This is a genomic window from Rhizobium sp. 01T417, from assembly GCF_056398905.1.
Genome location: NZ_JBFTQH010000001.1, coordinates 284,426 through 309,433 on the forward strand (window position 1 = coordinate 284,426; position 25,008 = coordinate 309,433).

General features: G+C 58.5%; 22 protein-coding genes, 1 tRNA gene and 1 pseudogene. 10 read left to right on the forward strand and 14 right to left on the reverse strand.

Annotation, left to right across the window (positions count from 1 at the left end; translation table 11 throughout):
* Positions 1-89: 89 nt before the first annotated feature.
* The 6 genes from gfa to AC1DPR_RS01400 form a co-directional block, all read right to left on the reverse strand.
* Positions 90-668, reverse strand: a complete 579-nt coding sequence (gene gfa / locus AC1DPR_RS01375; protein ID WP_018854931.1) for an S-(hydroxymethyl)glutathione synthase — start codon at positions 666-668, stop codon at positions 90-92.
* Between the two features lie 104 nt (positions 669-772).
* The gene (locus AC1DPR_RS01380; protein ID WP_018854932.1) at positions 773-1,900 is read right to left on the reverse strand and encodes an S-(hydroxymethyl)glutathione dehydrogenase/class III alcohol dehydrogenase; all 1,128 of its coding nucleotides are present in this window, start codon (positions 1,898-1,900) and stop codon (positions 773-775) included.
* A 132-nt stretch (positions 1,901-2,032) separates the two neighbouring features.
* Positions 2,033-3,301 (reverse strand): zinc metalloprotease, encoded by a 1,269-nt coding sequence (locus AC1DPR_RS01385; protein ID WP_477815639.1) that lies wholly within the window; start codon positions 3,299-3,301, stop codon positions 2,033-2,035.
* 98 nt (positions 3,302-3,399) lie between these two features.
* Positions 3,400-5,409: an acetyl-CoA carboxylase biotin carboxylase subunit gene (locus AC1DPR_RS01390; RefSeq protein WP_477815640.1), complete on the reverse strand. Its 2,010-nt coding sequence runs from the start codon at positions 5,407-5,409 to the stop codon at positions 3,400-3,402.
* 85 nt (positions 5,410-5,494) lie between these two features.
* Positions 5,495-6,202, reverse strand: coding sequence for a hypothetical protein (locus tag AC1DPR_RS01395; protein WP_477815641.1), 708 nt, complete (start codon positions 6,200-6,202; stop codon positions 5,495-5,497).
* A 99-nt stretch (positions 6,203-6,301) separates the two neighbouring features.
* Entirely contained in the window at positions 6,302-7,180 is an 879-nt protein-coding gene (locus tag AC1DPR_RS01400; protein ID WP_049809231.1) for a DMT family transporter, read from the reverse strand.
* 306 nt (positions 7,181-7,486) lie between these two features.
* Between AC1DPR_RS01400 and AC1DPR_RS01405 the strand changes: the two genes are divergently transcribed.
* The 6 genes from AC1DPR_RS01405 (at position 7,487) to AC1DPR_RS01430 (ending at position 13,941) form a co-directional block, all read left to right on the forward strand.
* The gene (locus AC1DPR_RS01405) at positions 7,487-8,974 is read left to right on the forward strand and encodes a mechanosensitive ion channel family protein (RefSeq protein ID WP_026371484.1); all 1,488 of its coding nucleotides are present in this window, start codon (positions 7,487-7,489) and stop codon (positions 8,972-8,974) included.
* A 274-nt stretch (positions 8,975-9,248) separates the two neighbouring features.
* Positions 9,249-9,659, forward strand: coding sequence for a cupin domain-containing protein (locus AC1DPR_RS01410; protein ID WP_018854938.1), 411 nt, complete (start codon positions 9,249-9,251; stop codon positions 9,657-9,659).
* A 107-nt stretch (positions 9,660-9,766) separates the two neighbouring features.
* Positions 9,767-10,525: an SDR family oxidoreductase gene (locus tag AC1DPR_RS01415; RefSeq protein WP_018854939.1), complete on the forward strand. Its 759-nt coding sequence runs from the start codon at positions 9,767-9,769 to the stop codon at positions 10,523-10,525.
* A 73-nt stretch (positions 10,526-10,598) separates the two neighbouring features.
* Positions 10,599-11,762, forward strand: a complete 1,164-nt coding sequence (locus tag AC1DPR_RS01420) for an HlyD family secretion protein (protein ID WP_029792319.1) — start codon at positions 10,599-10,601, stop codon at positions 11,760-11,762.
* 60 nt (positions 11,763-11,822) lie between these two features.
* Positions 11,823-13,427 (forward strand): MDR family MFS transporter, encoded by a 1,605-nt coding sequence (locus AC1DPR_RS01425; protein WP_477815642.1) that lies wholly within the window; start codon positions 11,823-11,825, stop codon positions 13,425-13,427.
* A gap of 109 nt (positions 13,428-13,536) precedes the next feature.
* The gene (locus AC1DPR_RS01430; RefSeq protein ID WP_477815643.1) at positions 13,537-13,941 is read left to right on the forward strand and encodes an EF-hand domain-containing protein; all 405 of its coding nucleotides are present in this window, start codon (positions 13,537-13,539) and stop codon (positions 13,939-13,941) included.
* Positions 13,942-13,974: 33 nt separating this feature from the next.
* On the opposite strand, the gene AC1DPR_RS01435 is transcribed toward AC1DPR_RS01430, so the two are convergent.
* Positions 13,975-14,739, reverse strand: coding sequence for an SDR family oxidoreductase (locus AC1DPR_RS01435; protein ID WP_477815644.1), 765 nt, complete (start codon positions 14,737-14,739; stop codon positions 13,975-13,977).
* Positions 14,740-15,066: 327 nt separating this feature from the next.
* Between AC1DPR_RS01435 and AC1DPR_RS01440 the strand changes: the two genes are divergently transcribed.
* Positions 15,067-15,705 carry a response regulator transcription factor gene (locus tag AC1DPR_RS01440; protein WP_477815645.1) on the forward strand — a complete coding sequence of 213 codons (639 nt, stop codon included), beginning with the start codon at positions 15,067-15,069 and terminating at the stop codon, positions 15,703-15,705.
* 56 nt (positions 15,706-15,761) lie between these two features.
* Here AC1DPR_RS01440 and AC1DPR_RS01445 read toward each other — a convergent pair whose 3' ends face one another.
* Complete coding sequence (locus AC1DPR_RS01445; RefSeq protein ID WP_018854945.1) at positions 15,762-16,403, reverse strand: response regulator transcription factor; 642 nt, start codon at positions 16,401-16,403, stop codon at positions 15,762-15,764.
* 182 nt (positions 16,404-16,585) lie between these two features.
* Between AC1DPR_RS01445 and AC1DPR_RS01450 the strand changes: the two are divergent.
* A pseudogene (locus tag AC1DPR_RS01450) lies at positions 16,586-16,939 on the forward strand (adenylate/guanylate cyclase domain-containing protein); the annotation flags it as partial.
* 168 nt (positions 16,940-17,107) lie between these two features.
* Here AC1DPR_RS01450 and AC1DPR_RS01455 read toward each other — a convergent pair.
* Together AC1DPR_RS01455 and AC1DPR_RS01460 are read right to left on the reverse strand one after the other, a co-directional pair.
* A complete protein-coding gene (locus tag AC1DPR_RS01455; protein WP_083929807.1) occupies positions 17,108-18,685 on the reverse strand; it encodes a carboxylesterase/lipase family protein in 1,578 nt (525 codons plus the stop codon).
* 153 nt (positions 18,686-18,838) lie between these two features.
* Entirely contained in the window at positions 18,839-18,991 is a 153-nt protein-coding gene (locus AC1DPR_RS01460) for a hypothetical protein (protein ID WP_112647943.1), read from the reverse strand.
* A 250-nt stretch (positions 18,992-19,241) separates the two neighbouring features.
* Between AC1DPR_RS01460 and AC1DPR_RS01465 the strand changes: the two genes are divergently transcribed.
* Positions 19,242-21,560 (forward strand): PAS domain-containing sensor histidine kinase, encoded by a 2,319-nt coding sequence (locus AC1DPR_RS01465; RefSeq protein ID WP_477815646.1) that lies wholly within the window; start codon positions 19,242-19,244, stop codon positions 21,558-21,560.
* Positions 21,561-21,583: 23 nt separating this feature from the next.
* On the opposite strand, the gene AC1DPR_RS01470 is transcribed toward AC1DPR_RS01465, so the two are convergent.
* A complete protein-coding gene (locus tag AC1DPR_RS01470) occupies positions 21,584-21,949 on the reverse strand; it encodes a response regulator transcription factor (RefSeq protein ID WP_113470446.1) in 366 nt (121 codons plus the stop codon).
* A gap of 917 nt (positions 21,950-22,866) precedes the next feature.
* Positions 22,867-22,951, reverse strand: a tRNA-Leu gene (locus AC1DPR_RS01475).
* A gap of 171 nt (positions 22,952-23,122) precedes the next feature.
* Here AC1DPR_RS01475 and lipB point away from each other — a divergent pair.
* Positions 23,123-23,842 (forward strand): lipoyl(octanoyl) transferase LipB, encoded by a 720-nt coding sequence (gene lipB / locus AC1DPR_RS01480; protein ID WP_026371487.1) that lies wholly within the window; start codon positions 23,123-23,125, stop codon positions 23,840-23,842.
* A 45-nt stretch (positions 23,843-23,887) separates the two neighbouring features.
* Here the strand turns inward: lipB and AC1DPR_RS01485 are convergent, their stop codons facing one another.
* Both AC1DPR_RS01485 and AC1DPR_RS01490 read right to left on the reverse strand, forming a co-directional pair.
* A complete protein-coding gene (locus AC1DPR_RS01485) occupies positions 23,888-24,259 on the reverse strand; it encodes a hypothetical protein (protein WP_018854953.1) in 372 nt (123 codons plus the stop codon).
* Positions 24,260-24,505: 246 nt separating this feature from the next.
* Positions 24,506-25,000: a peptide deformylase gene (locus AC1DPR_RS01490; protein WP_026371488.1), complete on the reverse strand. Its 495-nt coding sequence runs from the start codon at positions 24,998-25,000 to the stop codon at positions 24,506-24,508.
* Between the last annotated feature and the right edge of the window lie 8 nt (positions 25,001-25,008).

The window sequence follows — 25,008 nt, forward strand, 5'->3', positions numbered from 1 at the left end:
TTGATGGAAACGCTAGGAGGCCCCGACGGGCGCGTAGCAGCGGTTCGTTCGGGGTCTCATAATCCGACGGCTGCCATTCGTTCAAGACGTCAGGCTTCCTTCAGTGTGCCTGCCTTTTTCGCCACCCAGGTTGCGATGACATCCATCAGCGTTGGGTTCAGGCAATCATAGGGCGTGAGGCCTAGCTCGTTCAGGCGACCGCGGACACCTGCCATCGCCGAAGGCGGCGTGCCGGATTCGATGATCGACGACACGAAGGCCGCGAATGTCGGCTCCGGCCAGCCACTCTCCTGAAAGCGTTCCGGATGAATGAAATCGAGCCCTTTGAAGGCATGTTCGCGCTCCACCGGTCCGTACATATGAACGCCGCAGGCCTTGCAGGCATGGCGCTGGATCAGCGCATCCGGATCGACGACCTGCAGCTTGTCGCCATTTTCCAGCACCGTGACGTTTTCATGCGGGGTCACGGCGACCACTGAAAAAGCCGCTCCCTTCGGCTTCCAGCATTTCGTGCAGCCGCAGGCGTGATTGTGCGCGATAGTACCCTTGATAGCGACCTTCACAGGACGGTCGACGCAGGCGCAGACCAGCGTGCCGCCGTTGAAATTTGCCTGGCCCTTTTTCACACCGCCGTCGAGGGCGGGGTGCAGCGATACTTGACTTGGCATGTTCAGCTCCTCCTCCTTAGCTGCCCACGGCTCCCAAATCAGGATCAATTTGCGAAAAAGCCGCAGGCCATTTTAAAGTCGCACCGCATTCCGTCGTCCTCGCCTCAATACAGTACCACGCTTCGGATGCTTTCGCCGGAATGCATGAGTTCGAAGCCCTTGTTGATGTCTTCGAGCGGCATGGTGTGGGTGATCATCGGATCGATCTCGATCTTGCCCTGCATGTACCAATCGACGATCTTCGGCACATCGGTGCGGCCACGTGCGCCGCCAAAGGCCGTGCCCATCCAGGAGCGACCGGTAACCAGCTGGAACGGCCGGGTAGAGATCTCCTGGCCGGCACCCGCAACACCGATGACCACGGACTTGCCCCAGCCGCGATGCGAGGATTCCAGCGCCTGACGCATGACCTTGGTGTTGCCGGTGCAGTCGAAGGTATAGTCTGCGCCACCGATCTGGTCGGCGCCGCGCTTCGTCATGTTGACGAGGTAAGGCACGATGTCGTCGCCGACCTCCTTCGGGTTGACGAAATGCGTCATGCCGAAGCGCTCGCCCCAGGCCTTCTTGTCGTTGTTGAGATCAACGCCGATGATCATGTCGGCGCCGGCGAGGCGCAGGCCCTGGATGACGTTAAGGCCGATGCCGCCGAGACCGAAGACGATCGCGGTCGCGCCCATCTCCACCTTGGCGGTGTTGATGACGGCGCCGATGCCCGTGGTTACGCCGCAGCCGATATAGCAGATCTTGTCGAAGGGTGCGTCGGGATTGACTTTGGCGACGGCGATCTCCGGCAGCACCGTGTAGTTGGCGAAGGTTGAGCAGCCCATATAGTGGTGGATCTTGTCCTTGCCGATCGAGAAGCGCGAAGTGCCATCCGGCATCAGCCCCTGGCCCTGTGTCGAGCGGATGGCGGTGCACAGATTGGTCTTGCGCGACAGGCAGGACGGGCATTCGCGGCATTCCGGCGTGTAGAGCGGAATGACATGGTCACCCTTCTTCACCGAGGTCACACCTGGACCGACATCGACGACGATGCCGGCGCCCTCATGGCCGAGGATCGCCGGAAACAGACCTTCCGGATCGGCGCCCGAGAGGGTGAAATCATCCGTGTGGCAGATGCCGGTCGCTTTCACCTCGACCAGCACTTCGCCGGCTCGCGGTCCCTCCAACTGAACGGTCATCACTTCAAGCGGTTTTCCAGCCTGTACGGCAACGGCGGCGCGAACGTCCATGTCAGATGCTCCTACTGATTTGATTGGGCGGAGCTTTGCACGCACGACCCTGCCCGCTCAAGGGAAAACTGTCCGTGGGCGTGAGTTTCCGCCTCGAATAGGCTGATTGCGCCAATCCCTATACGGCCTGCGTCAAAAGAGCTTTTCAGTTGCGAAAATAATGGCATAGCCATGCACCGCGATGGCCGCGTTGAGGCCGAAGGCAACCAGCATGCGCTCGCCGTCCTTCATCTCTTCGAGCATCTGGCGCGGCTTCACGGAAGCGCCGCTGACGAGGCTAACAAGCGTGAAAACGAGCAGGCCCGCGGTTAGCACGTTCGCCGGCAAACCGATCTCGAATCCGATGCCGAGAATGCACAGGGTGACAACAAAACTGGCCGCAATCTGCGACCTTCGCGTGCGGAAAATTTGCCGGAGCACCTGGCCGCCGTCGAAACGGTGCATCGGCAGCAGGTTCAGCAGGTTGAAAGCGCCGAGGATCAACAGGAAGATGAGCAGAGGTCCACGTGACGCCAAGGGCAGCAGACCGGCATCGGCGAGCTGCGTGGCGACCGCGAGGATCGGGACAAGGAAAGCCGACATTCCTGCACCCATAAGGGCGCAGGTCGCCACCTCGAATAGCGACCGGTAGGGCCTCCCGCCGACCGCGATGCCACCCAGCAATGGCACGAAGATCATCCTGACGGACGCGTGACCGAACATGCGGTAGGCCGCCATATGCCCGAGTTCATGGAAGACAATGACAAGGGTCAGGAATGTCGAGAGCATCAGGCCACCTGCATCGAACCCAAGGAAGGGCCAGAGCAGCAGTGTCGACAACACCGCAAGACCGCCTTGGACCAGAGGTCGCTCAAAGTAGCCCTGTGGCAGCGACTCGCCTGTTTTCAACCATCCATCGAGCGCCTTCATTTCCCGGCGCAGGACGAAATAGCGGAACAAGAGGAACGCCAAGCCACGGTAGCGGTCGGTCTGTTCGATTTCCAGCAGCGCACCATCGGGTGTCGGTCGAATCATACGGCGCTCCCGGTAGTGGTCCCAGAATGTGGGATCCAGCGTGCTGTCATCGATGATGTGAGCCTGGAAGCCGTGGGCATTGCTCGCCATCCATGGCAACGGTTCCAATGCAAGTAGCCGTCGGGACGGCGCGCCGTTCTTGTCGAGATGCCGGTAGGTCTGTTCCACCACGCCGCGCCGATCGGCAAGGGCGTGACTGCTGATGACCGAGTGGTGCCAGGATGCGTCCGGACCGGCGGGGTTCATCGCGTTCCAGAGTCTATCGGGGGAGCATCCGTAGGTCCGGCTGAGGCAAATGGTTCTGCGTCCCAGCGGGATTCGCATCAGAAGCCAGAGAAAACCGAGATTTATGACCAGCAAGAGGGTCGCCGATTGCAGCGCCGTCATTTGCTACCTCCACCGGGCATTCCGCCGGTGGGGCCACGATAGGCGGCCAGCCGTTAACAAAACCTAACCAGCGAGGCAGCAAGAGGCGTTAGCGTCCGTCAGGCAAACTCGAGAATCACGGCATCAACGGCAAGGCTCTCTCCGGGCTTGGCGTTGATCTTGCTGACGACCAAATCGCGCTCGGCGCGCAGCACGTTTTCCATTTTCATGGCTTCGACCACGGCAAGCGTTTCGCCCGCTTTGACTTCCTGGCCCTCGACCACGGCAATCGAAACGACGAGACCAGGCATCGGGCAGAGCAGCAGCTTCGACGTATCCGGCGGAAGCTTCACTGGCATCAGCTTATCGAGCGCGGCATGTCGGGGCGTCAATACCTTGGCTTTCAGCGATATTCCCTGCCAGTCCAGCCGGAGGCCATTGAGAACCGGGCGGATCTGCGCAATCACGCTTTGGCCCGCGACCTTGCCGCGCCAAACGGAATCGCCAGGTCTCCAGTCGGTGACGACATTGGAAATCTTGCCGCCAATCTGGATGTCCATGTCGAACGGGATCGTCACGAGCCCATCGACCAGACGTGCATCGACGTAACTGTCACCCAGCCTGACGGTCCAGTCCTCACGGGTCGCGCCGGAGGGGCCGCGCAAGCGATCGGCGAAGCGCTCCCGACGGTTGGCTTCAACGAGAGACGCAGAAAGAGCGACGGCCGCGAGGGTGGCTTGCTGATGTGCGTCCGGTACCATCGGCGCAAATCCATCAGGGTATTCCTCCGCGATGAAACCGGTCGACAGACGCCCTTCGCGCCAGCGGGGGTGCTTCATCAGCGCGGCCAGGAAGGGGACGTTGTGTTCAATTCCGTCGACGACGAAACCGTCGAGTGCCTCGCCCATCGCCTCGATCGCTTCAAGACGTGTCGGGGCCCAGGTGCAGAGCTTCGCGATCATCGGATCGTAGTACATCGAAATCTCGGCACCTTCGAAAACGCCCGTGTCGTTGCGCACGATGGTGTTACCGGACTTGCCTTCGGCGGGTGGCCGATATCGCGTTAGGCGCCCGATCGATGGAAGAAAGTTTCGGTAGGGATCCTCGGCATATAACCGGCTCTCGATCGCCCAGCCGTTCAGCTTTATGTCGCTCTGTGTAAAGGGGAGCTTTTCACCGGCTGCAACGCGGATCATCTGTTCGACCAGGTCGATACCCGTCACCAGTTCGGTAACCGGATGCTCGACCTGCAGGCGCGTGTTCATTTCCAGAAAATAGAAATTGCGGTCACGATCGACGATGAATTCCACCGTGCCGGCGCTTTGGTAGTCCACGGCGCGGGCGAGCGCGACCGACTCCTCGCCCATGGCCGCGCGAGTTTCCGCATCAAGGAAGGGCGAGGGAGCCTCTTCGACGACTTTCTGGTTGCGGCGCTGGATGGAGCATTCGCGTTCGCCGAGATAGACGACGTTGCCGTGCCCGTCCGCGAGCACCTGGATCTCGATGTGGCGGGGCTCGACAACATATCTTTCGATGAATACGCGATCGTCGCCGAAGGAACTCTTCGCCTCGGAACGCGCTCGGTCGAAGCCGTCGCGGACTTCCGCTTCGCTCCAGGCAATGCGCATGCCCTTGCCGCCGCCGCCGGCAGAGGCCTTGATCATGACGGGGTAACCGATCTCGGCTGCGATCTTTTCCGCGTGAGACGCATCCTCTATGACGCCGAGATAGCCGGGGACGGTGGAGACCTTGGCGGCGTTGGCGAACTTCTTCGACTCGATCTTGTCGCCCATCGCCATGATGGCTTTCGGCTTCGGACCGATGAAGACAATGCCTTCCTTCTCCAGAGCTTCACAAAACGACGCTCGCTCGGAGAGGAAGCCATAGCCGGGATGAACCGCTTCGGCGCCCGTCTGTTTGCAGGCAGCGATAATCTTGTTCGCCACGAGGTAGCTTTCGGCCGCCGCAGCGGGACCGATATGAACGGCCTCATCAGCCATCTCCACGTGGAGTGCATCCCGATCCGCATCCGAGTAGACGGCCACCGTCGCAATTCCCATGCGGCGCGCAGTCTTGATAACGCGGCAAGCGATCTCGCCGCGGTTCGCGATCAGGATTTTCTTGAACATGGAGACTCCACCCAAAACATGCGTTCCGAAGTTTTACGCATAAAACCCCGGAACGCACAATCAGCCGAAAGAATATCGGCGTGTCTCAGGCCACGGCGGTTTCGTTGCCGAAACTGTCATCGACGATCCTCAGCCATCGGCTGCGGCGTGGGGCTTCGGCATAATCCACGAGTTGGAGCGCCGAGAGAATGTCGGCCCAACGCGGGTGATTTCCCGCCGGCAGCGTTTCCTCCGCGATCCGCATCATAACGCCCCAAGTGAGGGGCGGCGCACTGATAACGCCGGCATCGCTTATGCCGCGGAGAACCCGCATCATGTAATCGATATCCTGTCGCGTGATGCCCTTTCGATCCACTGCGCGCGATAGCCGGTATCCGCCGACGTTTTCCGCCAGCGCAAGACGTAACTGATCGAGTGCAAAGGCGCGCAACTCATCCGGCACGTTTACCGCGATCTCCATCACGTGCAGAACCAGTTCGAGCTCGATCTCCGAATTGACCACGCCGTCGGTCGCGACCATGCGTATGAGCCAGGCCACATTGATCTCGTCGAGAGACCCCTGAGGGTAGCTATAGTTGACGATGAAGCCAGCGAGTTGCTCCACAAAGAAGGAGTTCCACTCCGGGCATTTTGCGGGGCAGGAATTGTTCAGCGCCAACATGGCGACAACGTTGTCGGCGGTCCGGATGCCTTCCGGGAAGGTATGTTTGCGCAGCAGACCGATGTCTTCGGTGGTCAGCTGATGCTTCCCGGCAATCACACATGCCGGAAAAGCGAGACGGAATTCGCTCATCTTTTGTCTCCAGGACCTCATCATGAGGCCGAAGGGCCCTTCTACTGCGAGCGAATTGATGATCCCTCAAGAAGCAGTGTTAATGGCGCGCTCAAATAGTCACGACGTTTTTAACGATCGCGCCTGCACACGCTCCCGCCAGATGATGAAGAGACCGGACGCGACGATGATCAGGATGCCGATCCACTTCGAAACGTTGGGAAAATCGCCGAATAGCGCGTAGCCGAGTACTGTTGCTGAAATGATCTCGAAATACTGGAATGGTGCGAGCAGCGACAGCGGTGCGAGCCGGAAGGCTCGGACGATGACCATATGGGCATAGCCCGAAATCGTCCCGAGGATCAGCAGCAGAACCAGTCCCAATGCCGAGGAGGGCAGGGAGGGATGGAAATCGCCGACGCCAAGTCCATTGCCCGCGATCAACGCGACAGCCATGAACGCGGTGCCGCCGATACCAGCCATCGTCTGCATGGTCAGCGGGGAGTCAGCAATGCCGATCGCCCGGTTCATGAAGAGATAAAGCGAGTACAGGAAGGCGCAGAAAACGGGTAAGAGCGCCTTCAGGCCGAAGATCTCATAGCTCGGCTGAATGACGATCATTGCGCCACCGAACCCGACGACAATCGCCATCCACCGACGCCAGCCAACCTTGTCTCCGAGGAAGATCGCCGACAGCGCCGTGAGCATGAGGGGCTCGACAAAATAGATCGCGAATACGTCCGCGAGCGGCATATATTTCACGGCAACGAAGAAGAGCAGGCTCGCCGCCCCATGGAGGGCACCGCGCAACAGATTCATCCACGGGCGCTTGGCGTGAAGCGCCTTGCGGCCGAATACCGCGAAAAGGAACGGCAGCGTGCACACGAGCTGGAAGAAGAAGCGGTAGAATGTCACCTGGCCGGGCGACATCGCCTCGACGGTCGCCATGTATTTGGCGATCGCATCCATCGTCGGCAGCACGAGCATCGCGCCTGCCATCAGGGCCATTCCCTGGAGGGGATTCTGGTATTCGGGAGGATTGCGCATCAGTGAGATTCTATATTCGGTCCAAGCGGCTATATAGAAAGTCATGGTGCGGGTGAAGGGACGGAAGGCGCTCTGCGACCCAATGAGCACTCAGCAAGACGCAAACGATGCGCCGTGGCATCGCCGTGAGGGTAAACCTTGGTGTAGTAGCCGCGCTCGCATCGTCGGCCTATGTTCGACTGTCGCGCTGAGCCGCCGCGTGACATGTGCGCCTCTAGATCGGCGCATGGGGTCAGAATTTTTCGTTGTGGGATCGTGATGGGTCAGGAAGTTCACCTGCTGCCACTGCTTATCAGTGTGATGGGGCTCGCTGGGATTGTCATTTGGCATATGCAGGGACAGGGACGCCCGACCCAGCGCCTGATCGTTCAGATCGCAGTCTTCCTGTCAATGACCGCCGTGCTTGCCTACGCTCGGATTGTGCCGTTCCGCTTCGACCCCGCGGACCTAAACGGCGCCAACGCGTTGATGGTATCGGCCAAGATTCTCTGGTGGGTCCATTTGTCGTGGGCCGTGATCGGCTTCGTTCGTATCTACATCGTCCTGGACGGGCGGCCACGAGAAGCGAGACTGATCCAGGATCTCATCGTCGCACTCGTCTATCTCGGGGTGCTGTTGTCAATCATGGCGTTTGTTTTCGGCGTGCCGATCGGAACGCTGCTGGCAACGTCTGGCGTCATCGCCATCATTCTCGGTCTTGCCCTACAGAGCACCTTGAGCGACGTATTTTCCGGCATCGCTCTCACGCTAGGCCGCCCCTATGTCATCGGAGACTTCATTTATCTGAGCGATGGCACCGAGGGACGTGTTGTCGCCACCAACTGGCGCTCGACTTACCTTTTGACAGGCGCTCATAACATCGTGGTGCTGCCCAATAGCGTCCTGGCCAAGCTGGGGCTGACGAATGTCAGCCGGCCGGACGAGAACCATCAAATCGACCTGTCGATACGGGTTGCCCCGACACACATGCCCCGAACCATTGTCGAGGTGATGCACACCGTGCTCGACAGCTGCAACCTCATCGTGAAGCAGCCACCCCCAAACGTCGTGCTTGCCGGCATTGACGGCAGCGCCGTGACTGTCGAACTGCAATTTCGCGTCACCAGCCCGGCGCAACGAGGTGCTGCGCGAACCGAAGTCATCGACCTCGTATATCGTCATTGCAAGGCGAACGGCCTGCAGTTGGCGCTCCCCCCGGAAAGCCCACTTGCAGGAGACTACCTTCGAAGCGCGCCGCGTCCCGCGACGCCCCCGGCGCAGAGCCTCATCGACGCTATTTCGATCTTCTCATTGCTGAGCCAGGAAGAGCGCGATGTCCTCGTCGCGTCTGCCAGCCGAAGAACCTTTTCCCCGGGGGCTGAAATCGTCCGGGAAGGGGGGCGTCTTGCCAGCCTCATGATCGTACGTGCGGGCATCATCGCAATGAGGAAGGGTGACGAGGAAGTGGCGCGGTTGGCCCCCGGAGACTTTTTCGGAGAACAGGGATCACTCGCCGGTATGGCAGAGCAACATGGGCTCTATGCGGTAACGCGGGTCACCGTCTATGAGATCGACCAGACTGCTTTTGCGCCACTGATGCGTGAACGACCGGAACTCGCCGAAGACCTCGCTGCCCATCTTGCTCATCGCGAAGGGCTCGGGGTGAATTCCGGGGTACCGACAATCCACAATGAGCGGCGCAGACTGGATTTGCTCAAAGGAATTCGGTCGATCTTTCGCGCGCACCGGGAACACCTGAACCCTTGAGGCTCGATCAAGGCGACCCCATCCCAACCGAAGCCTAAACTAGTCCAAATTGGTGTGTTTTTGACGCCGCGGTCGGCACCCGCGCTGGCGTGCCCGGTCATGTTCGCTCTGCGGCAAGAGTCAGGCGGCCCATCCGATCGACCCAAACCGGCGCGGTCGGTTCGGCAAACCTTCGTATAGATTTGGCAAACCTTCGTATATCTATTGTGCCCAATGCCCGTCGCATAGGATCGGCTTCGGTCACAATCAATGACGTCAACGAAGGAGAATTGCCATGCTAAGGCTCGCAAGTGGCTTGCTTTGCGCAACGCTGATGGCTGTGCCTGCCGTAGCCGCGGATAAACCCCACAATGCCAAGGTCTCGATCGTATTCGACCACGTGCTTCCGAACGTACCCGGAAAAAGCGTGCGCGGCGTGCTCGTCGAATACGGTCCCGGCGGGTCCAATCCCTCGCACACGCACGCCAAAAGCGCCTTCATTTACGCCACCGTGATCGAAGGCAGCATCAAGAGCCAGGTCAACGATGGCCCGGTCAAGGTCTACAAGACCGGTGAAAACTGGATCGAGGTCTCCGGCGATCACCATAAAGTCAGCGCGAATGCGAGCAACACGAAGCCTGCGAAGATTCTTGCCGTATTCGTCGTCGACACGGCCGAGACGGAGCTGACGACCCCCGACAAGTAAGCAGTTGCTGTGGGGCGGGAGGAGGCGACGGCAGTGCCGCCTGCTACTGCCTCAATCTCAAAACCTGAGATGTCCTCGGTGGATATCCAGTCTCAAAGGATAGAACCATGAAAATCGTCATCATCGGAGGCACGGGCCTCGTTGGAACGAAAGTTGCGGAGCGCCTGCGCAAGCAAGGACACGATGTAGTGCAGTCGTCCCCGTCGACCGGGGTCAACACACTCACAGGCGAGGGACTCGACGACGTACTTGCCGGCGCGAACGTCGTACTCGACGTCACCAACTCGCCGTCATTTGAGCCGAGCGCCGTTCTCTCGTTCTTCCAAACGTCAACAACAAACCTGCTCAAAGCAGAGCGCGCGGCAGGCGTCGACCACCACGTCGCGCTTTCCATCGTTGGCATCGAGAGATCGTCCGAGAACGGTTACTTCCGGGCCAAGGTTGCTCAGGAAGACCTCATCAAGAAGGGTGGCATCCCATACACCATCGTCCGCTCCACCCAGTTCCTCGAATTCCTGGGCGGGATTGCCGATAGCGCGACCGTCGATGGGACAGTCCACGTTTCGCACGGCGCGTTCCAGCCAATTGCTGCGGACGAGGTTGCAGGCTTCGTCGCTGAGGCCGCTGCTGGTGCTGCCGAGAACCGAACCATCGAAATCGCAGGGCCTGAGAAGAAGCCCCTGAGTGATTTCGTTAAGGGCTATCTCACCGCTATCGGCGACAAGCGAACGGTCGTCGTCGATCCCCAGGCCAGGTACTTCGGTTCGCTAGTCGATGACCAGTCCTTGGTTCCTCTCGGACCAGCCAAGCTTGGCAAGCTGGACGTCAAAACGTGGTTTGCACAACGTCCCCAGGCAGCTGCCTGACCAGATACGGCCTGGCGGCACCCCGCCGCCGGGCCTGCGTTTTTGAACGCGGGAGATTGCCAGGAGAAGGAAGATGGTCGAATTGCCTCGCCAGGATACCTTCGAGAAAGCCGCCGAGACTGACAGAGGAACCACCGATGGGACTCCTGTCGATACGTTGAAGCCGACAGTGCCCGCGAAGTCGAACAGGAGCCTCTGGAAGAGACGATCTCTCGCCTTGGTCCTGCTCGCAGGCGCGGCGTTTGGTGTTCGATACGGCCATTACTATTGGACAGCCGGGCGCTTCATCGAGTCTACCGACAACGCCTACGTGAAGGCCGACTACACGACCGTCGCCCCCAAAGTGGCCGGCTATATCAAGGACGTGCGGGTCAGCGACAATGACCCAGTCACAGCCGGTCAGGTTCTCGCAACAATCGATGATCGCGATTTCCAGATCGCTCTCAACTCGGCACGCGCAGACTTGCAAGGTGCGGAGGCCGCCATTGCCAACCTGGATGCGCAGATTGAACTTCAGGCATCCGTGATCGAGCAGGCGAGGGCCTCAGTCGATGTCTCGAAAGCATCCTATAACTTTGCAAAATCTGATGCGGCGCGAAATGCGCGGCTGACATCAAATGGGTCCGGTACTCTGTCGCGCGCCGAACAGAGCCAGTCCATATTGGATCAGGCGTCTGCAGCGGTAGAGCGCGATCAGGCCGCGTTTGTTGCCGCACAGAACAAAGTGCGAGTCCTTAGCACACAGCGCGACCAGATCGTAGCCCAGCGAGATCGAGCCGAGGCGGCCGTCCAGCAGGCCAAACTCAACCTTTCCTACACGAGCATTGTTGCAGCAGTCGACGGAACCGTTGGTGCGCGGTCGATCCGTGTTGGCCAGTTCGTCTCGTCCGGCACCCAGCTCATGGCGGTGGTTCCGCTCCATGCCGTGTATGTTGTCGCGAACTTCAAGGAAACCCAACTCACTTACGTTCGCCCCGGCCAAACCGTCGAGATCAGGGTCGACAGCTTTCCGGATCTTACGGTGAAGGGTCACGTCGACAGCATCTCGCCCGCCAGCGGCCTGGAATTTTCGTTGCTTCCACCCGACAACGCGACTGGAAACTTCACCAAGATCGTGCAGCGCATTCCGGTCAAGATCCTCATTGATGACGAGGGTATCGCCGGCAAGCTCCGGTCCGGAATGTCGGTGGAGCCTGAAGTGGATACCAAGGCCACCCGGATGTCGGAAGGAATATGAGGATCGGTGCTTCCATGGTCGTGATCGGCAGTCAATGGAAGCCCGAAGGAGTGAGGTCTCATGGCTACTCTTCTGATCCCTGCCAACAGCAATCAGCAGTTTGCGAAATCGGTCGAGCCCGCGCTGAGTGCTTTTCGGATGTGGTGCGCGGTGGTCGGCTCAACGCTCGGCGCGTTCATGGCCGTCCTGAACATTCAGATTGTCAACGCATCACTGGCAGACATCCAGGGAGCCATAGGAGCCGGGAAGGACGATGGAGGGTGGATATCGACCTCCTATCTGATCGCCGAGATTGTCGTTATTCCCCTCACGGGCTGGCTGGCGCGCGTCTTTTCTGTCCGCACCTATCTCCTAGTCAACGCCGCCCTGTTTCTGGTCTTCTCGGTTGCCTGTGCCTTTGCCGCTAATCTGCAACAGATGATCGTGCTGCGCGCGATCCAGGGCTTTACCGGCGGCGTCCTCATCCCCATGGCATTCACCATCATCATCACGTTGTTGCCGAAACCCAAGCAACCGATGGGCCTCGCGCTGTTTGCGCTGTCGGCAACCTTTGCTCCCGCCATAGGACCGACGATCGGGGGCTACCTGACGGAGAACTACGGTTGGGAGTTCATCTTCTACGTCAATCTGGTCCCTGGATCGCTCATGATTGCGATGCTCTTCGTATCTCTGGAGCCCGCCCCGATGAATTTGGGTCTGCTTGCCAAGGGCGACTGGCCGGGCATCGTCACGATGGCCGTTGGATTAGCAGCCTTGCAGACGGTGCTCGAGGAAGGGAACAAGGAAGACTGGTTCGGGTCCGACTTCATCGTTCGGCTATCGGTCATTGCCGTGGTGTCGCTTACGCTTTTTCTCATCATCGAGATAAAGTCGGCTCACCCGCTTCTGAACCTGCGGCTTCTCCTGGTCCGCAATTTCGGTTTCGGTGTCGTTGCCAATTTTCTGCTGGGAATGGCACTCTACGGTTCGGCCTTCATTCTGCCGATCTATCTCTCACGGGTTCAAGGATACAATTCGGAGCAGATCGGGGTCGTTCTTGCCTGGACGGGCATACCTCAGCTTCTGCTCATCCCGCTTGTACCGCGGATGATGAAGGTCTTCGACGTCCGTTTGCTGATCGTCGTCGGATTCAGTCTCTTTGCGGCCTCGAACTTCATGAATGTCTATATGACCGCTGATTACGGGAGCGACCAGCTTTTCTGGCCGAATGTCGTGCGTGCGGTCGGACAGGCGCTCGTCTTCACTCCGCTGTCGGCGATTGCAACAGCGGGTATCGAAGAGCAGAACGCCGGTTCGGCGTCTGCGCTGTTCAACATGATGCGCAATCTCGGCGGCGCTGTCGGAATTGCTTCCTTGCAGACTTTCCTGACGAAGAGGGAGCAATTTCACTCCAACATTCTGACCAATGCGGTCAGCGCCTTTGAGGAGGCGACTCGTGATCGTGTCGCGCAGTTGACGGCCTATTTCATGAGCCACGGCGTCAGCGACCAAGCAATGGCGACACACAAGGCCGTTGTCGCGATCGCGCTCAGAATCAGGAAACAGGCCAACATCATGGCCTTCAGCGATACTTTCTTCCTGTTGGGGGTGGCGCTCATCGTGGCCTTGCTTGCCTCGCTCCTGCTGAAGAAGCCCGTCCAGCTCTCCGAGGGTGGCGCGCACTGACTGCTACAGCCGACTGTGCAAGCTTGGAGCAAGCTGAAGTTGCAACTTATCTTCCACATCACGTCGATATGGAGGAATGAAAAACGTGCGAGTAAATTCTGATAGTTCGATGTACAGCCTCATGATGCCAACGTCGCGTAAAGCACCGTCTGTTTCCGACGAAAAGCTGCAAGTTGTGTCGGCGCCCAAGGCCCCGGCCGTTCGTTCGGACGATCAACTCATCGATGATTTTTACGCGCGCCTGACCAAACAGCAACTCGATTGGGCCGACAGCAACAAGGACAGCACTGTCACTAAGAGCGAGTACATGGATTCACAGGCACGCCTTGCGAAGATCGACAATCGTGTGTTCGATCCTGCAACCGCTGAGCAGCATTGGAACAAGCTCGATCCCAGCGGCAAAGGATGGCTCAACGAAAGCGAGTTGCGCGAAGGTTACGAGAACCTCCTACCGGTCAGTGTCGGACATCTGGATGCGAACTACGCCGAGCGTCTCCGCACGAGGCAGGGGTAGCGTCCATCGAGACCGCGAATTTCCCATGATCTCTCACGCGACATCTTGCACGGACATGCTCGTGAACAGCCACTCGTGGAAGGAAAGCGTCCCTGTTGCGATCATGCGAGAGGGTAGAAGGCCGTCCTTCGAGAGGGCAACGCCGAAATAGCGGGCAGTAGGGTCGAGGACGACCGGACGGGGGTCTTCCGCGGCGGTAAGAAGCTCCTGCGCGATTTCCACCAGTTCAAAAGCTTCGGGGCCGCCGATCTCAACAATTGAGTTCGACGGCTTCGCGGTCGCCAAATTGGTAATCGCGCCAGCCGCTTCGTCGGCAGCTATCGGTTGGACACGAACAGAAGGCACTCTCAGCGTTTCGTCCACGGCGCTTGCATCGACAATCCCATTGAAGAACTCGAACATCTGCGTCGAGCGTGCAATCGTGAATGGCAACCCGGAGGCTCGTATCAGGTTTTCCTGCACCAGCTTTGCGCGAAAATAATCGTTCTCCACCAGTCGATCGACAGCAACAACCGACAGCGCAAGGTAGTGTGTCACTCCGGAAGCTTTCGCGGCGGACAGAAGGTTGCCGCTTGTTTTCCTGAAGAAGTCGAGTGTATCGGTCTCTCCGAATGATCCGGTATTCGTCACGTCAATGACGACATCTGCTCCGGACAGTGCACGTTCCACGCCTTCACCCGTGTAGGCGTTGACGCCTGTGCTCGTCGAGGCTCTTATGATGTCGAATCCATCGCGTTCAAGGATGCGAGCGATCTTGGATCCCATCATGCCGCTTGCGCCGATAACCGCGATCTTCATCTCATGCCCCTCGTAGTTTGCTGTCTCATTCGATCCGTCTCGATTTTTGGGGTGCTGTTAGATTCGGTTGTTGGTCGAAGAAGGTCAATGCAAACCAAGGTTTGGGGTGATCGGGCCGGCACTGTCGCCGGTCGTTGCGGCTCCCTAGGTCGCCCCCCCGGGACGTAAACCAAGGTTTACCATCCCAGGATCTCTAACCCGTGATAAGTTGGCGGTGAGCACAATTCCGCGAGCGGCGAACCCATCACGAGAGGGGCGAGCGGGAACCGGCCCTTCAACATCGGGAGTGCGATTGGTGAGCGTTCGCCTTTTAGTCGAGGTGAGATCATGGAAAGCCTGGCAACGAAGGCGGGTTTATCCGCCGAACCTATCGTTCACGTCATCGACGACGACAAGGAGATCCGGGAGTCTTTGCTCGATCTCTTCATGATCACGAACAGGCGCGCCTCTGCCTACTCCAGCGGTCCTGATTTCCTTAAGACTGTTGACACGACCGCGCCCGGCTGTGTCGTGGTCGACCTTCGAATGCCCGAAGGCAGCGGCTTGGATGTCCAAAGCGAACTCATCACCATGGGAAGCAGGATGCCCGTGATATTTCTGACCGGCCACGCGGACGTTCGGGCGAGCGTCAGAGCCATGAAGGCGGGAGCCACCGATTTCATCATGAAGCCATTCGTCAACCGGGATCTACTCGATGCCGTGGATCTCGCAATTCAACTGGATGGCGAAAGACGAAAGATTGAAGCCGAACAAGCTCATGTCCGGTCACTGGTCGACACACTGACCCCGCGAGAGCATGAGGTCATGCTGGCCGTTGTCAGTGGGCTTATGAACAAACAGATCGCCTTTGAACTCGGGATCAGCGAGATGACTGTGAAGCTCCATCGGATGAGCGTGATGCGAAAGATGCAGGCTCGCTCTCTTGCCGACCTTGTTCGCAAAGTCGAGAAGCTCCAGATCCGTTGATCCGGCGGGTACGAAGCGACAACGCCGGAACACCCGCCAGCCTCCAGCGCAGAATACTAATGGCTGAGATATTCGAACTGCCGAACCAACTCCGCCAGGGACGCCGCCCGCATCTTTTTCATGGCACGCCCACGATGGAGCTTCACCATGATTTCGCTGATGCCGAGTTCAAAGGCGATCTGCTTGTTCATCGACCCGCCCACGACGAGTCCGATGATCTGGACTTCGCGTGGGGTGAGGGTGGCAGCTCGCTCCAGTATTTCTTTGCGATACGCTCGCTGGGTCTGCCGCTCCCGATCGATCGTGAAGGCGGTTGTGATCGCCTCGACAACCTCATGTCGCTGCAACGGTTTTGGCAGAAAGTCCACAGCGCCCGCCTTCATGGCACTGACGCTCGTTGTCACGTCCCCGTGTGCCGTCATGAAGACCACGGGAAGGTCGTATCCACGCGTCTTCAGTTCCTTCTGGAATTCGATGCCATTCAGATCGGGTAGCCGCACGTCGAGCAGAATGCAGCCGCCTGCATCCTGCGAAGCGTGGCTGAAGAAATCGAGGGCCGCATCGAAGCCCAAGGCGTGAATTCCAAGCGACTCGAGCTGATCTATAAGTGAAATGCGAAATTGCTCGTCGTCTTCCACCACGTGGACGGTCTGCTGAACCAGAGGTTCGCCTGTCTGCATATGAGGAGCATTGGCCATGAACGTCCCCCGGACAGCTCATTTGCTCATGGCATATTAGCGATCGCAATTTTCGCAGGCAAGTAAGCGAACGTTGCATGACGAAGATCCGAACGCTTTCTGCACCGTGGCCCTGCTGGTCGGCTATCCGCTTGGAAACGGGAGGAACCGGAAATAGCAACAGGCCTGAACCTTCTGTTATAGACCTGCATGAGGTCTTCGAGCCAACGATCAGTGCCCATCACGGTCGCCTGGTCAAGCTCATGGGCGACGGTCTGTTGGTGGAATTCCATAGTGTCGTCGATGCCGTTCGCTGCGCCGCAGACGTGCAGCACATTGAGGTTGAACGCAATGCGGACAGGCAACCCGATCGTTGACTTGAATTTCGCATGGCCATCAACCTTGGGGATGTGATTGTCGAAGGCGATGACATTCAGGGGGACGGGGTCAATATTGCCGATCGCCTGCAGGGGCTGGCGGAGCCGGGAGGAATTTGCATTGCCGCCAATGTGCACGAGCAGGCCAAGAACAAGCTCGACTTCGCTTTTCCAAGCATGTTGCGATGGCACTCGAAGCGAAGCCGGACTTTTCTGTCGCGGAACGGGGCAAGAGGCTGGCCTACAAATACGACGCCGATCGGCAACGTTTCCTTGACGGACTGCGCTGCGCCGGCCTCCCAGAATAGCATTTTGAGTAGGCGTTTCGTGCATTTAGGCGCCGCAGCCTCAGTTCTGCTCGTTCCAATATCTTTGCCAGAGGTCGAGCCTGGGCTTCAGCGGATCGGGCCCTACGATCGCGCCGTCGTTGGTGAAGTTGATGAGTTTATCGGTATTGGGGTCGTAGATGGGCCAATATGGCCGTGAGCCACCATTGGGATCGCCCTTTCTTGCAAAATCGACCCAATAGCCACTCGCAAGTGCGGCCATGGCCCAGTCGGCAGGCGTAACCTTGTCTTTCACCAATGCGGCTGGGATGTCGAACATATACGGAGTCTCAAAGCCGTGCGGAGTGCCTTTCCATTTCGGATCATCGCGCAGCGCCTCGGCGACATAGGAGAAGCGATACCACCAGGTCGGCTGACCTGCTCGGATCATCTCGTCAGCGAGATGGCGAGACGGCTCGACAATCGTCTTGTCTGCGAAAAGCTGCTGTCTGAGCTCTTCGAGCGTCTCTCGGTTCCCGGGATCATAAAGCGCGCGAGCCTCTGCCGCAGCCTTCCCGAATATCTGGAACAGGTCGTCTTTCGTCGCGGCCTGGCCGATACCAAGATCACGACTATTCGCTCCGACAATGACGGGCACTGGCGCTTGACGTCCTGCTGCGAAGGCCGCCTCGGGCGTTTCGAGCAAAAACTGTCCATCAAGGATAGGTCCTGAAATGCCGATGACCGGCTTGCTTGTCGACATTCCCGCCAGCGCCTCTGGTGCCGATGCACCCTCGGTCAGCTTTTCAGCAGGTAGCGCCCGGAGCGCTGCGAGAGCTCCGGAATCGGTGCCAGTGATTCCGAGAGAGTCGGCAAAGTCCAACGCGGCTTTCTCCCCTTGCTTCAGCGATGACAGCGGCAAGCTTTGGGCACGCGCCGTGGGAGCGCCCGGCGACTGCAAAATGGCTGCCTGGAAGAGCCCTCGCGACAAAGGCGACACCATGTGAGCCATCACCGAGCCGCCGCCTGCTGACTCTCCGAATATGGTCACCCTCTTCGGATCGCCGCCGAAGGCCTTGATGTTCTGTTGCACCCATTTCAATGCTGCAAGCTGGTCCATGTAACCATAGTTACCGACCGGTTCATCAGGAGATTCCTCTGTGAGCCCAGGATGAGCGAAGAAACCCAACCGTCCTAGGCGGTAGTTCATGCTGACGAACACAACTCTCTGCGCGGCGAGCTGGTCGCCGGGATACTGAAGGGTATTCCCGTGTACAAGAGCGCCGCCGTGTATCCAAACCATAACCGGAAGCGGTGTCCTGGAACGTTTGACTGGTGTCCAGATGTTGAGAGTCAAACAGTCTTCGGACTTTGGCAAATCATCGGCCTGCACGCATGAAGGACCGAAACTCCGCGCTTCCCTGACGCCATTCCATTTCGACACCGGCGTTGGATTGCGCCATCGCAGATTACCAACAGGCGGAGCGGCGTAGGGTATGCCTTTGAAGCTAATGACCGTGCCTATCGTCTCACCTCGCAGCATTCCGCTGTCGATTTGAACGGTATCGTCTGCAGCATCAGTTCTTGGTGCAAAGATCATCTGACACGTTGCGACCGCCAAAACGAGCACGAATTTGCTACTGCGGTCTACGGGCACCATCCCCTCCAATCACCAGATTCTGACAGTCTGCAGGTAAAAATACTCCCCTCTGGCGACATCAAAAAGCGTTCATCCGCTCACGACAAATGCTGTGCGTAACGCACCCATTCGCGTGCGTCGTGTCTGCGTGCATCTGATCGCGGACGCTTCACCTCAAACATGATGCTTGAAATATTGCACCTCGCGCTCGTGCTTCTCAGCCGCTTCGCGTGATTTGAACGTGCCGAGATTTTTGCGCTTGTGGGTCTTTGGATCGACCTTGCGTGAATAGAGCCGATACTCGCCGGATTTCAGCCTACGGATCACGACAGCCTCCTTCGTGGTAGTCCGTAAATTCCAAAAAGACTTGAAGGTTCCCGTTTGCTGCGGTGGCATGAGATGTCCCGCTTGCCGGCGTAACTCACACGTTGGGCGGGTGCGCGCGACCAGCGGCAACAGGAGATTACTCTTTTCTTCAAACACTCGTGATCGGAACGCCACTCGGTTGGACTGAACCCTAAAGCGGGCGTAAAAAGCAGTGCGAGCAACTACAGTGCCGCTCAGGGGAGAGCAAACCATGGCGCCGGGCCTTGCTACAGCTGTTAATTCGCCCATGGGAGCCGCCAAGACCGTCGAGAAACTGTCAGGCAATGGCTGGGCTATGGATGCCAGCGGGAGGTGGACCTATCTGTCCCATGATCTGCAGCTCGCGCTAGCGAAGACCCCGGAAGACCTGAATGCGTGGTGGAGTGAGGGAGAGGGGGCCTGGAAGCAACTGGTTCACCCCGACGACTACGAACGTGTTGCCGGGGAGTGGCGGCATTGCCTTCGGTCAGGGTATCCGTTCGACAGTGAATTTCGCATCAGACGCAGGACCGGCTTTGGTTGGGTACGAAGCTCCGGTCGATCCATCCTGGACGACTCTGGCGACATCGTCGGCTGGTACGGGACCTCGCTCGATATCGATAGCGACCGAAAAACTGTCGACGCCTTGCATGACCGGGAGCTCGAACTCTCGCTGTTGGTGGATTCCGTACCGAGCCATCTTTGGCGGCTGACGCCCGAGGGAGAACCGAGCTTCTTCAACAAGAGAATGATCGACTATCTCGGCCGGGACGTCAGCGATATCCAGATACCTGGCCTCAGCCGACTGGACGCCATGATCGAGATGGCAATTCATCCGGAAGATGCGGAAGAGTTCGGTGGCGCGCTCAATCAGAGCCTGGTAACGGGCGAGAGCTTCTTCATGAGATATCGCCTGCGTCGCCATGACGGCGTTTACAGGTGGATGTCCAGCCGTGCGGAATCGGTGCGAGACCACGATGGCCGCATCGTCCAATGGTACGGCCTCTGTCACGATGTCAACGATCAGGTCGCCACTGAGGAGGCGCTCAGGCGAAGCGAATGGCACCTGCAACGCTTGATCGATGCCTTGCCGGTCCACATCTGCAGTTGGACAGCCGCGGGAGAGCTTTCCTACGTAAGCAAGCGCTTTCTCGAAGAAGCCGGATTGTCGAAGGCGAGCTTTTCGGAGTTCGCGAAGGCCGCGCTGGACTTGATCCATCCGGACGACGTCGCGCAGGTTCGAGGTCAGGCTCTCCAATGCATTCAGAAGGGCGACGCATTCTCAATGAGATATCGCCGACGACGGAAAGACGGAACTTTTCGTTGGACGGCCGACAGGTTCGAGCCCCTGCGCGGTACTAACGGCACTATTGTTGAATGGTATGGCCTTTCAGTTGATGTCGATGAGGAGATGCGGATTCAACAGTCGCTGCGGGAGAGCGAGCACTCTCTTCATCAGCTGGTGGAGACACTGCCGGCACTCATCTACTGTCTGGCCCCTGATGGCAGGCCGATCTATCGCAGCCAGAAGCTGAGCGAATATCTGGGCTTCAGGATTGAGGAAGATGCAGAAACCGGTAAGAGCCTCCACGCCACCTTGGAAGCGATCATCCATCCCGAGGACCTCCCCGCCGTTAAGAGAAAATACAGCCAGTCGCTGCCGACAGGAAAGCCGTACGCGATGAGGCACCGAATGCGGCGGTTCGACGGAGAATATCGCTGGATGGAGACCCGGGCACTGGCGATGTACAATGCGGAAGGTGAAATCGTTCAATGGAACGGCGTGTGCCTCGACATCGACGATTGGCTTCGTGCGCAGGAGGAACTGCGACTAGCCCAGAGGAACCTTGCCAGGGCCAGCCAGGCGGCGAGCCTGGCTGAGCTCACCGCATCGATCGCGCACGAGATAGGTCAACCGCTCGCGGCGATGATCTCCAGTTCCGACGCGTGCCAGCGGTGGCTGAACGCAGAACCGCCGAATATGGAGCGAGCCCAGAAGGCGCTGGATCGTGTTGTGAGAAGTGCGAATACCGCGACGGACGTCGTGAACCGCATTCGGGCGCTTTTCAAGCATTCCGACGACTCACGTCGTGTCAACGCATTTGGTAACGTGGTTACCGAAGCGCGCGACTTGATGGCAGAAGAGGCACTGAGACGAGGCGTCCGGATAAACTCGCGTATCGACAGCGATCTTCCGCCGCTGTTCTTCGATCACATTCAAATCCAGCAGGTCCTCGTCAATCTTATCCGGAATGCGATGGAAGCAATGGATGCGGCTCCAGATCGCCGCCTCCTGCAGCTGCGCGTGCGCCGTGATGAAGACTGGGTTCACACGGAGATCGCCGACAATGGTCCGGGCATCGACAATCCTGACCGCATTTTCGAGCCGTTTTTTACGACAAAGGGGCAGGGGATGGGCATGGGGCTGGCGATCTGCAGGTCGATTCTCGAATCCCATGGCGGGAGAATCTGGGTCGAGAAAAATGATCCGAATGGCGCAAAATTCGTCTTCTCGCTACCGGTGAAAGCCGAGGCGGCCCGGGCATCATAGCCTTCCCAATGGGTTCCGATCGGTCAGACCGTGACCGCGGCTTCGATGGCTGAGCGGAGTTCGCCACCGGCAAATGGTTTGAAAAGACAGAGACCGGTGCGTTTTGCTTCTTTGATAAGCGCATCCTGAGCGTGACCGGTCATGAACACAACAGGTATGGTGATGTTCCGCCGTCGTAGCTCATTGCTGAGGTCGATCCCACTCATGCCAGGCATCGAAATATCGAGGACAAGACACTTCGTATCCGGGATTCGAGGGAACGCGAGGAACTCGGCGGCCGACGCGAATGTCACCACGGAATAGCCAGACACCTCCAGCAGATCGAGCAGCGATTCCCTCACTGCTTCGTCATCATCTATGATCGCAATTAGCGTCGGATGCATATTCATCGTTTTCTCATCAGCGCAAACCTGGTCATTGTTCGCCGGGGCAGTCTTCCTTGCGGCTGCCTATGTCGTTTTGTCGAAGGATGAATGAGAACGTGGCGCCCCCAATCCGGCGTGACGTAGTGCGCCCGCTCAACCGGTCTGCGGCGCGGGGTGATCCGCTCGAGAACTGGTGCTCCCTAAATGGCGGCCCGTCGGGGTTTGGTGCGACCACGAGAGCCGAAGCACCATTCACGGCGCTCGCCCGGCGGCAAACGCGTTGGCTATCTACCCGCAGCAGGTCAACGAGGACGTCAATCGATCCTAAATGCGAGCAGGCTGAATCTCTGATTCTATCCAGGTCCAGCTGAACAGGATCGTTGTTTCGGTCAGAGGTCATTTGTGTTGTGGATGACATAGCTTCTCACGCTCTCGATTAGGTCGTATCATGAGCCTGAGGATACAACTCCCGTAAGGTTATGCGGACAGCGCGAAGGCAAAGAGCCTTTTGGCAACCCTGTTTGAAAGCACGTGCTTTTTCCGGACTTAGATTACGCCGATAGGTAGGCGCTCGCATCCCCAACACAAGTATATCTTGAGGGTCTGGTGCGTTCGGCCGTGACGATCGTATCGCGCCATGAGTGCGCTCTTTTGCGCGATCTTTTGATGATCCCGCGAATCGCCGAGGACATGTCGTCAGCAGGGCGGCTGCTCGCCCGAATCAAGTAGGGGAATGCCAGAACCGGCAGTCGCTGCAAAGATGGGAGCCGAGCTTGCCACAGCAGGGGCAACAGCCGATATCGACTGACTCCGTTGGAAACAGAGCCTCAGGCCTGCTGGGAGCATCGTCGCAAATCTATGCAAAGATTGTGAAGAGTTTTAAACGCTGGGCCGCAAACGCGCCTCAGCAGGTTCAATGTTATCAATCCCATTGGATTGAATGGTGCGGTCGAGAAGACTCGAACTTCCACGGGTTGCCCCACAGCGACCTCAACGCTGCGCGTCTACCAATTCCGCCACGACCGCATCGTGGTAGGTGCCGATTTGTGCCGGCGGGGCAGCATGTAGCAAAAGCATTTCCGGTACACAAGGGCGATATGACAGATTTTTTCAAAAGAAATCACAGCATTTGAATCGTCCTCGAAACGGGACCATATAGGCCTTCGCAGCGCTGCCTCCGCAGCCGCAGCACAAGGAATGGCCATGCTACGCACAGATCTTGAATTCTCCATGATGCCCCGAGAAGGCTCGCGGCCGGTCCGATGGCGGATCGCCGACGGCCTCGTGCCCTATGAGGAGGCTGTGGAAAACATGGAGCGCGAGGTCGCGGCGATCGCAGACGGCGGCGACGAGCTCGTCTGGCTCGTGGAGCACCCGCCTCTCTACACGGCGGGAACGAGCGCAGATGCCAAAGACCTGGTCCAGCCCGACCGGTTCCCTGTCTTCGCAACAGGACGCGGCGGCGAATATACCTATCACGGGCCGGGCCAGCGTGTTGCTTACGTGATGCTGGACCTGAAGCGCAGGCGTCAGGACGTGCGTGCCTTTGTTGCCGCGCTCGAGGAAGTGGTCATTCGCACGCTTGATTCGATGAACGTCCGCGGCGAACGGCGCGAGGACCGCGTCGGTGTCTGGGTTCGCAGGCCTGACAAGGCGGCTCTACCCGACGGCACGATGGCAGAAGACAAGATTGCGGCACTGGGGATCCGGCTGCGGAAATGGGTGACCTTTCATGGACTGTCGCTGAACGTCGAACCCGATCTCGATCACTTCAGCGGAATCGTTCCATGCGGGATTTCCGCCCATGGCGTCACGAGTCTGGTCGACCTCGGCCTACCGGTCATGATGACTGATGTCGACATCCGGCTTCGACAGGCATTCGAATCGGTTTTTGGTGAAACAGTCACCGAGGGGTGACGCAATGAAGAAAGGGCCGGATGACCGGCCCTCGGCAATCGATTGCTATTTGTCGCCGATGTCGCGGCAGGCATCGGTATGTGACGCTCCGCTATCGCCGCCAGCCGTATGCACCCCGGAGTTCGTCCTCATGTAGTCGCAGTCGGGCAGGCGCCGGACGCTTCCCGTTGTCATCCTGTCGACGGGAGCCGACATCCGGGCTGGCGCAAATCCGTCGCTGTCATTCGTGTAGTCGTTGGAATATTCCGGTGCCTTGCGATTGGCGTAGTGAATTGGCTTTTTCGCCGTCATCTGGACGGGCGCAAACCCGTCGCTGTCGTTGCTGTAGTCGTTCGAGTACTGTTGGGCAAAGGCTGCACTTCCTAGGCCGAGGCTGAGGGCAAGAACGGAAGCGGCGGCCGCAAATCTGAAACGCATGGGATAACTCCTCAATTCATCGTTGCATTGACAACGACACCAAACCCTCGGCAGGAGTTAGTTCGCGCTCAAATTGCGGCAAGAATGCGGGCAAAAATCACGCGAACGGTGCCGTTTTATCAAATGAAATCACAGATCCGCGACCGAAATTGACCGTTTCGTGATGGAACATTCTCTCTCATTCGGAAAGCGCGCGCTACCGTGTTTACACAACCAGAAGAAGATTAATTGTGCACTCAGCCGGGGCTACTTTCGTAACTTCTCCCACCGTTTGACCAGCCGCTCGCGCTTGAGCCTGGAAAGGCGCTGTATCCAAAAGATGCCGTCGAGCTGGTCAATTTCGTGCTGGATGCAGACGGCGAGGAAGCCCTCCGCTTCCTCCTCGTGAACGACGCCCGTCAGATCACGGTATCGAACACGAATTGCCTTTGGCCGGACGACCTCATCAGTCATACCGGGCATGGAGACGCTCCCTTCAACATGGCGAATCGTGTCGTCTGACACTGACACAATCTCCGGATTGACGTAGTGGCGCACGCCTTCGTTTCGGCCAAGCTCAATGACGGCCACCCGCAGAAAGACGCCGATGTGCGCAGCAGTGATACCGACGCCTGGCGCCGCCCGCATCGTATCCAGCAAATCGTCCGCGAGGTCGCGCAGCCTCTGGTCAAAGATTTCGACGGGTTCGCAAACGGTTTTCAGGCCAATGTCGGGAAAGCGCAATATGGGTCGGACAGCCACTGGCAAAA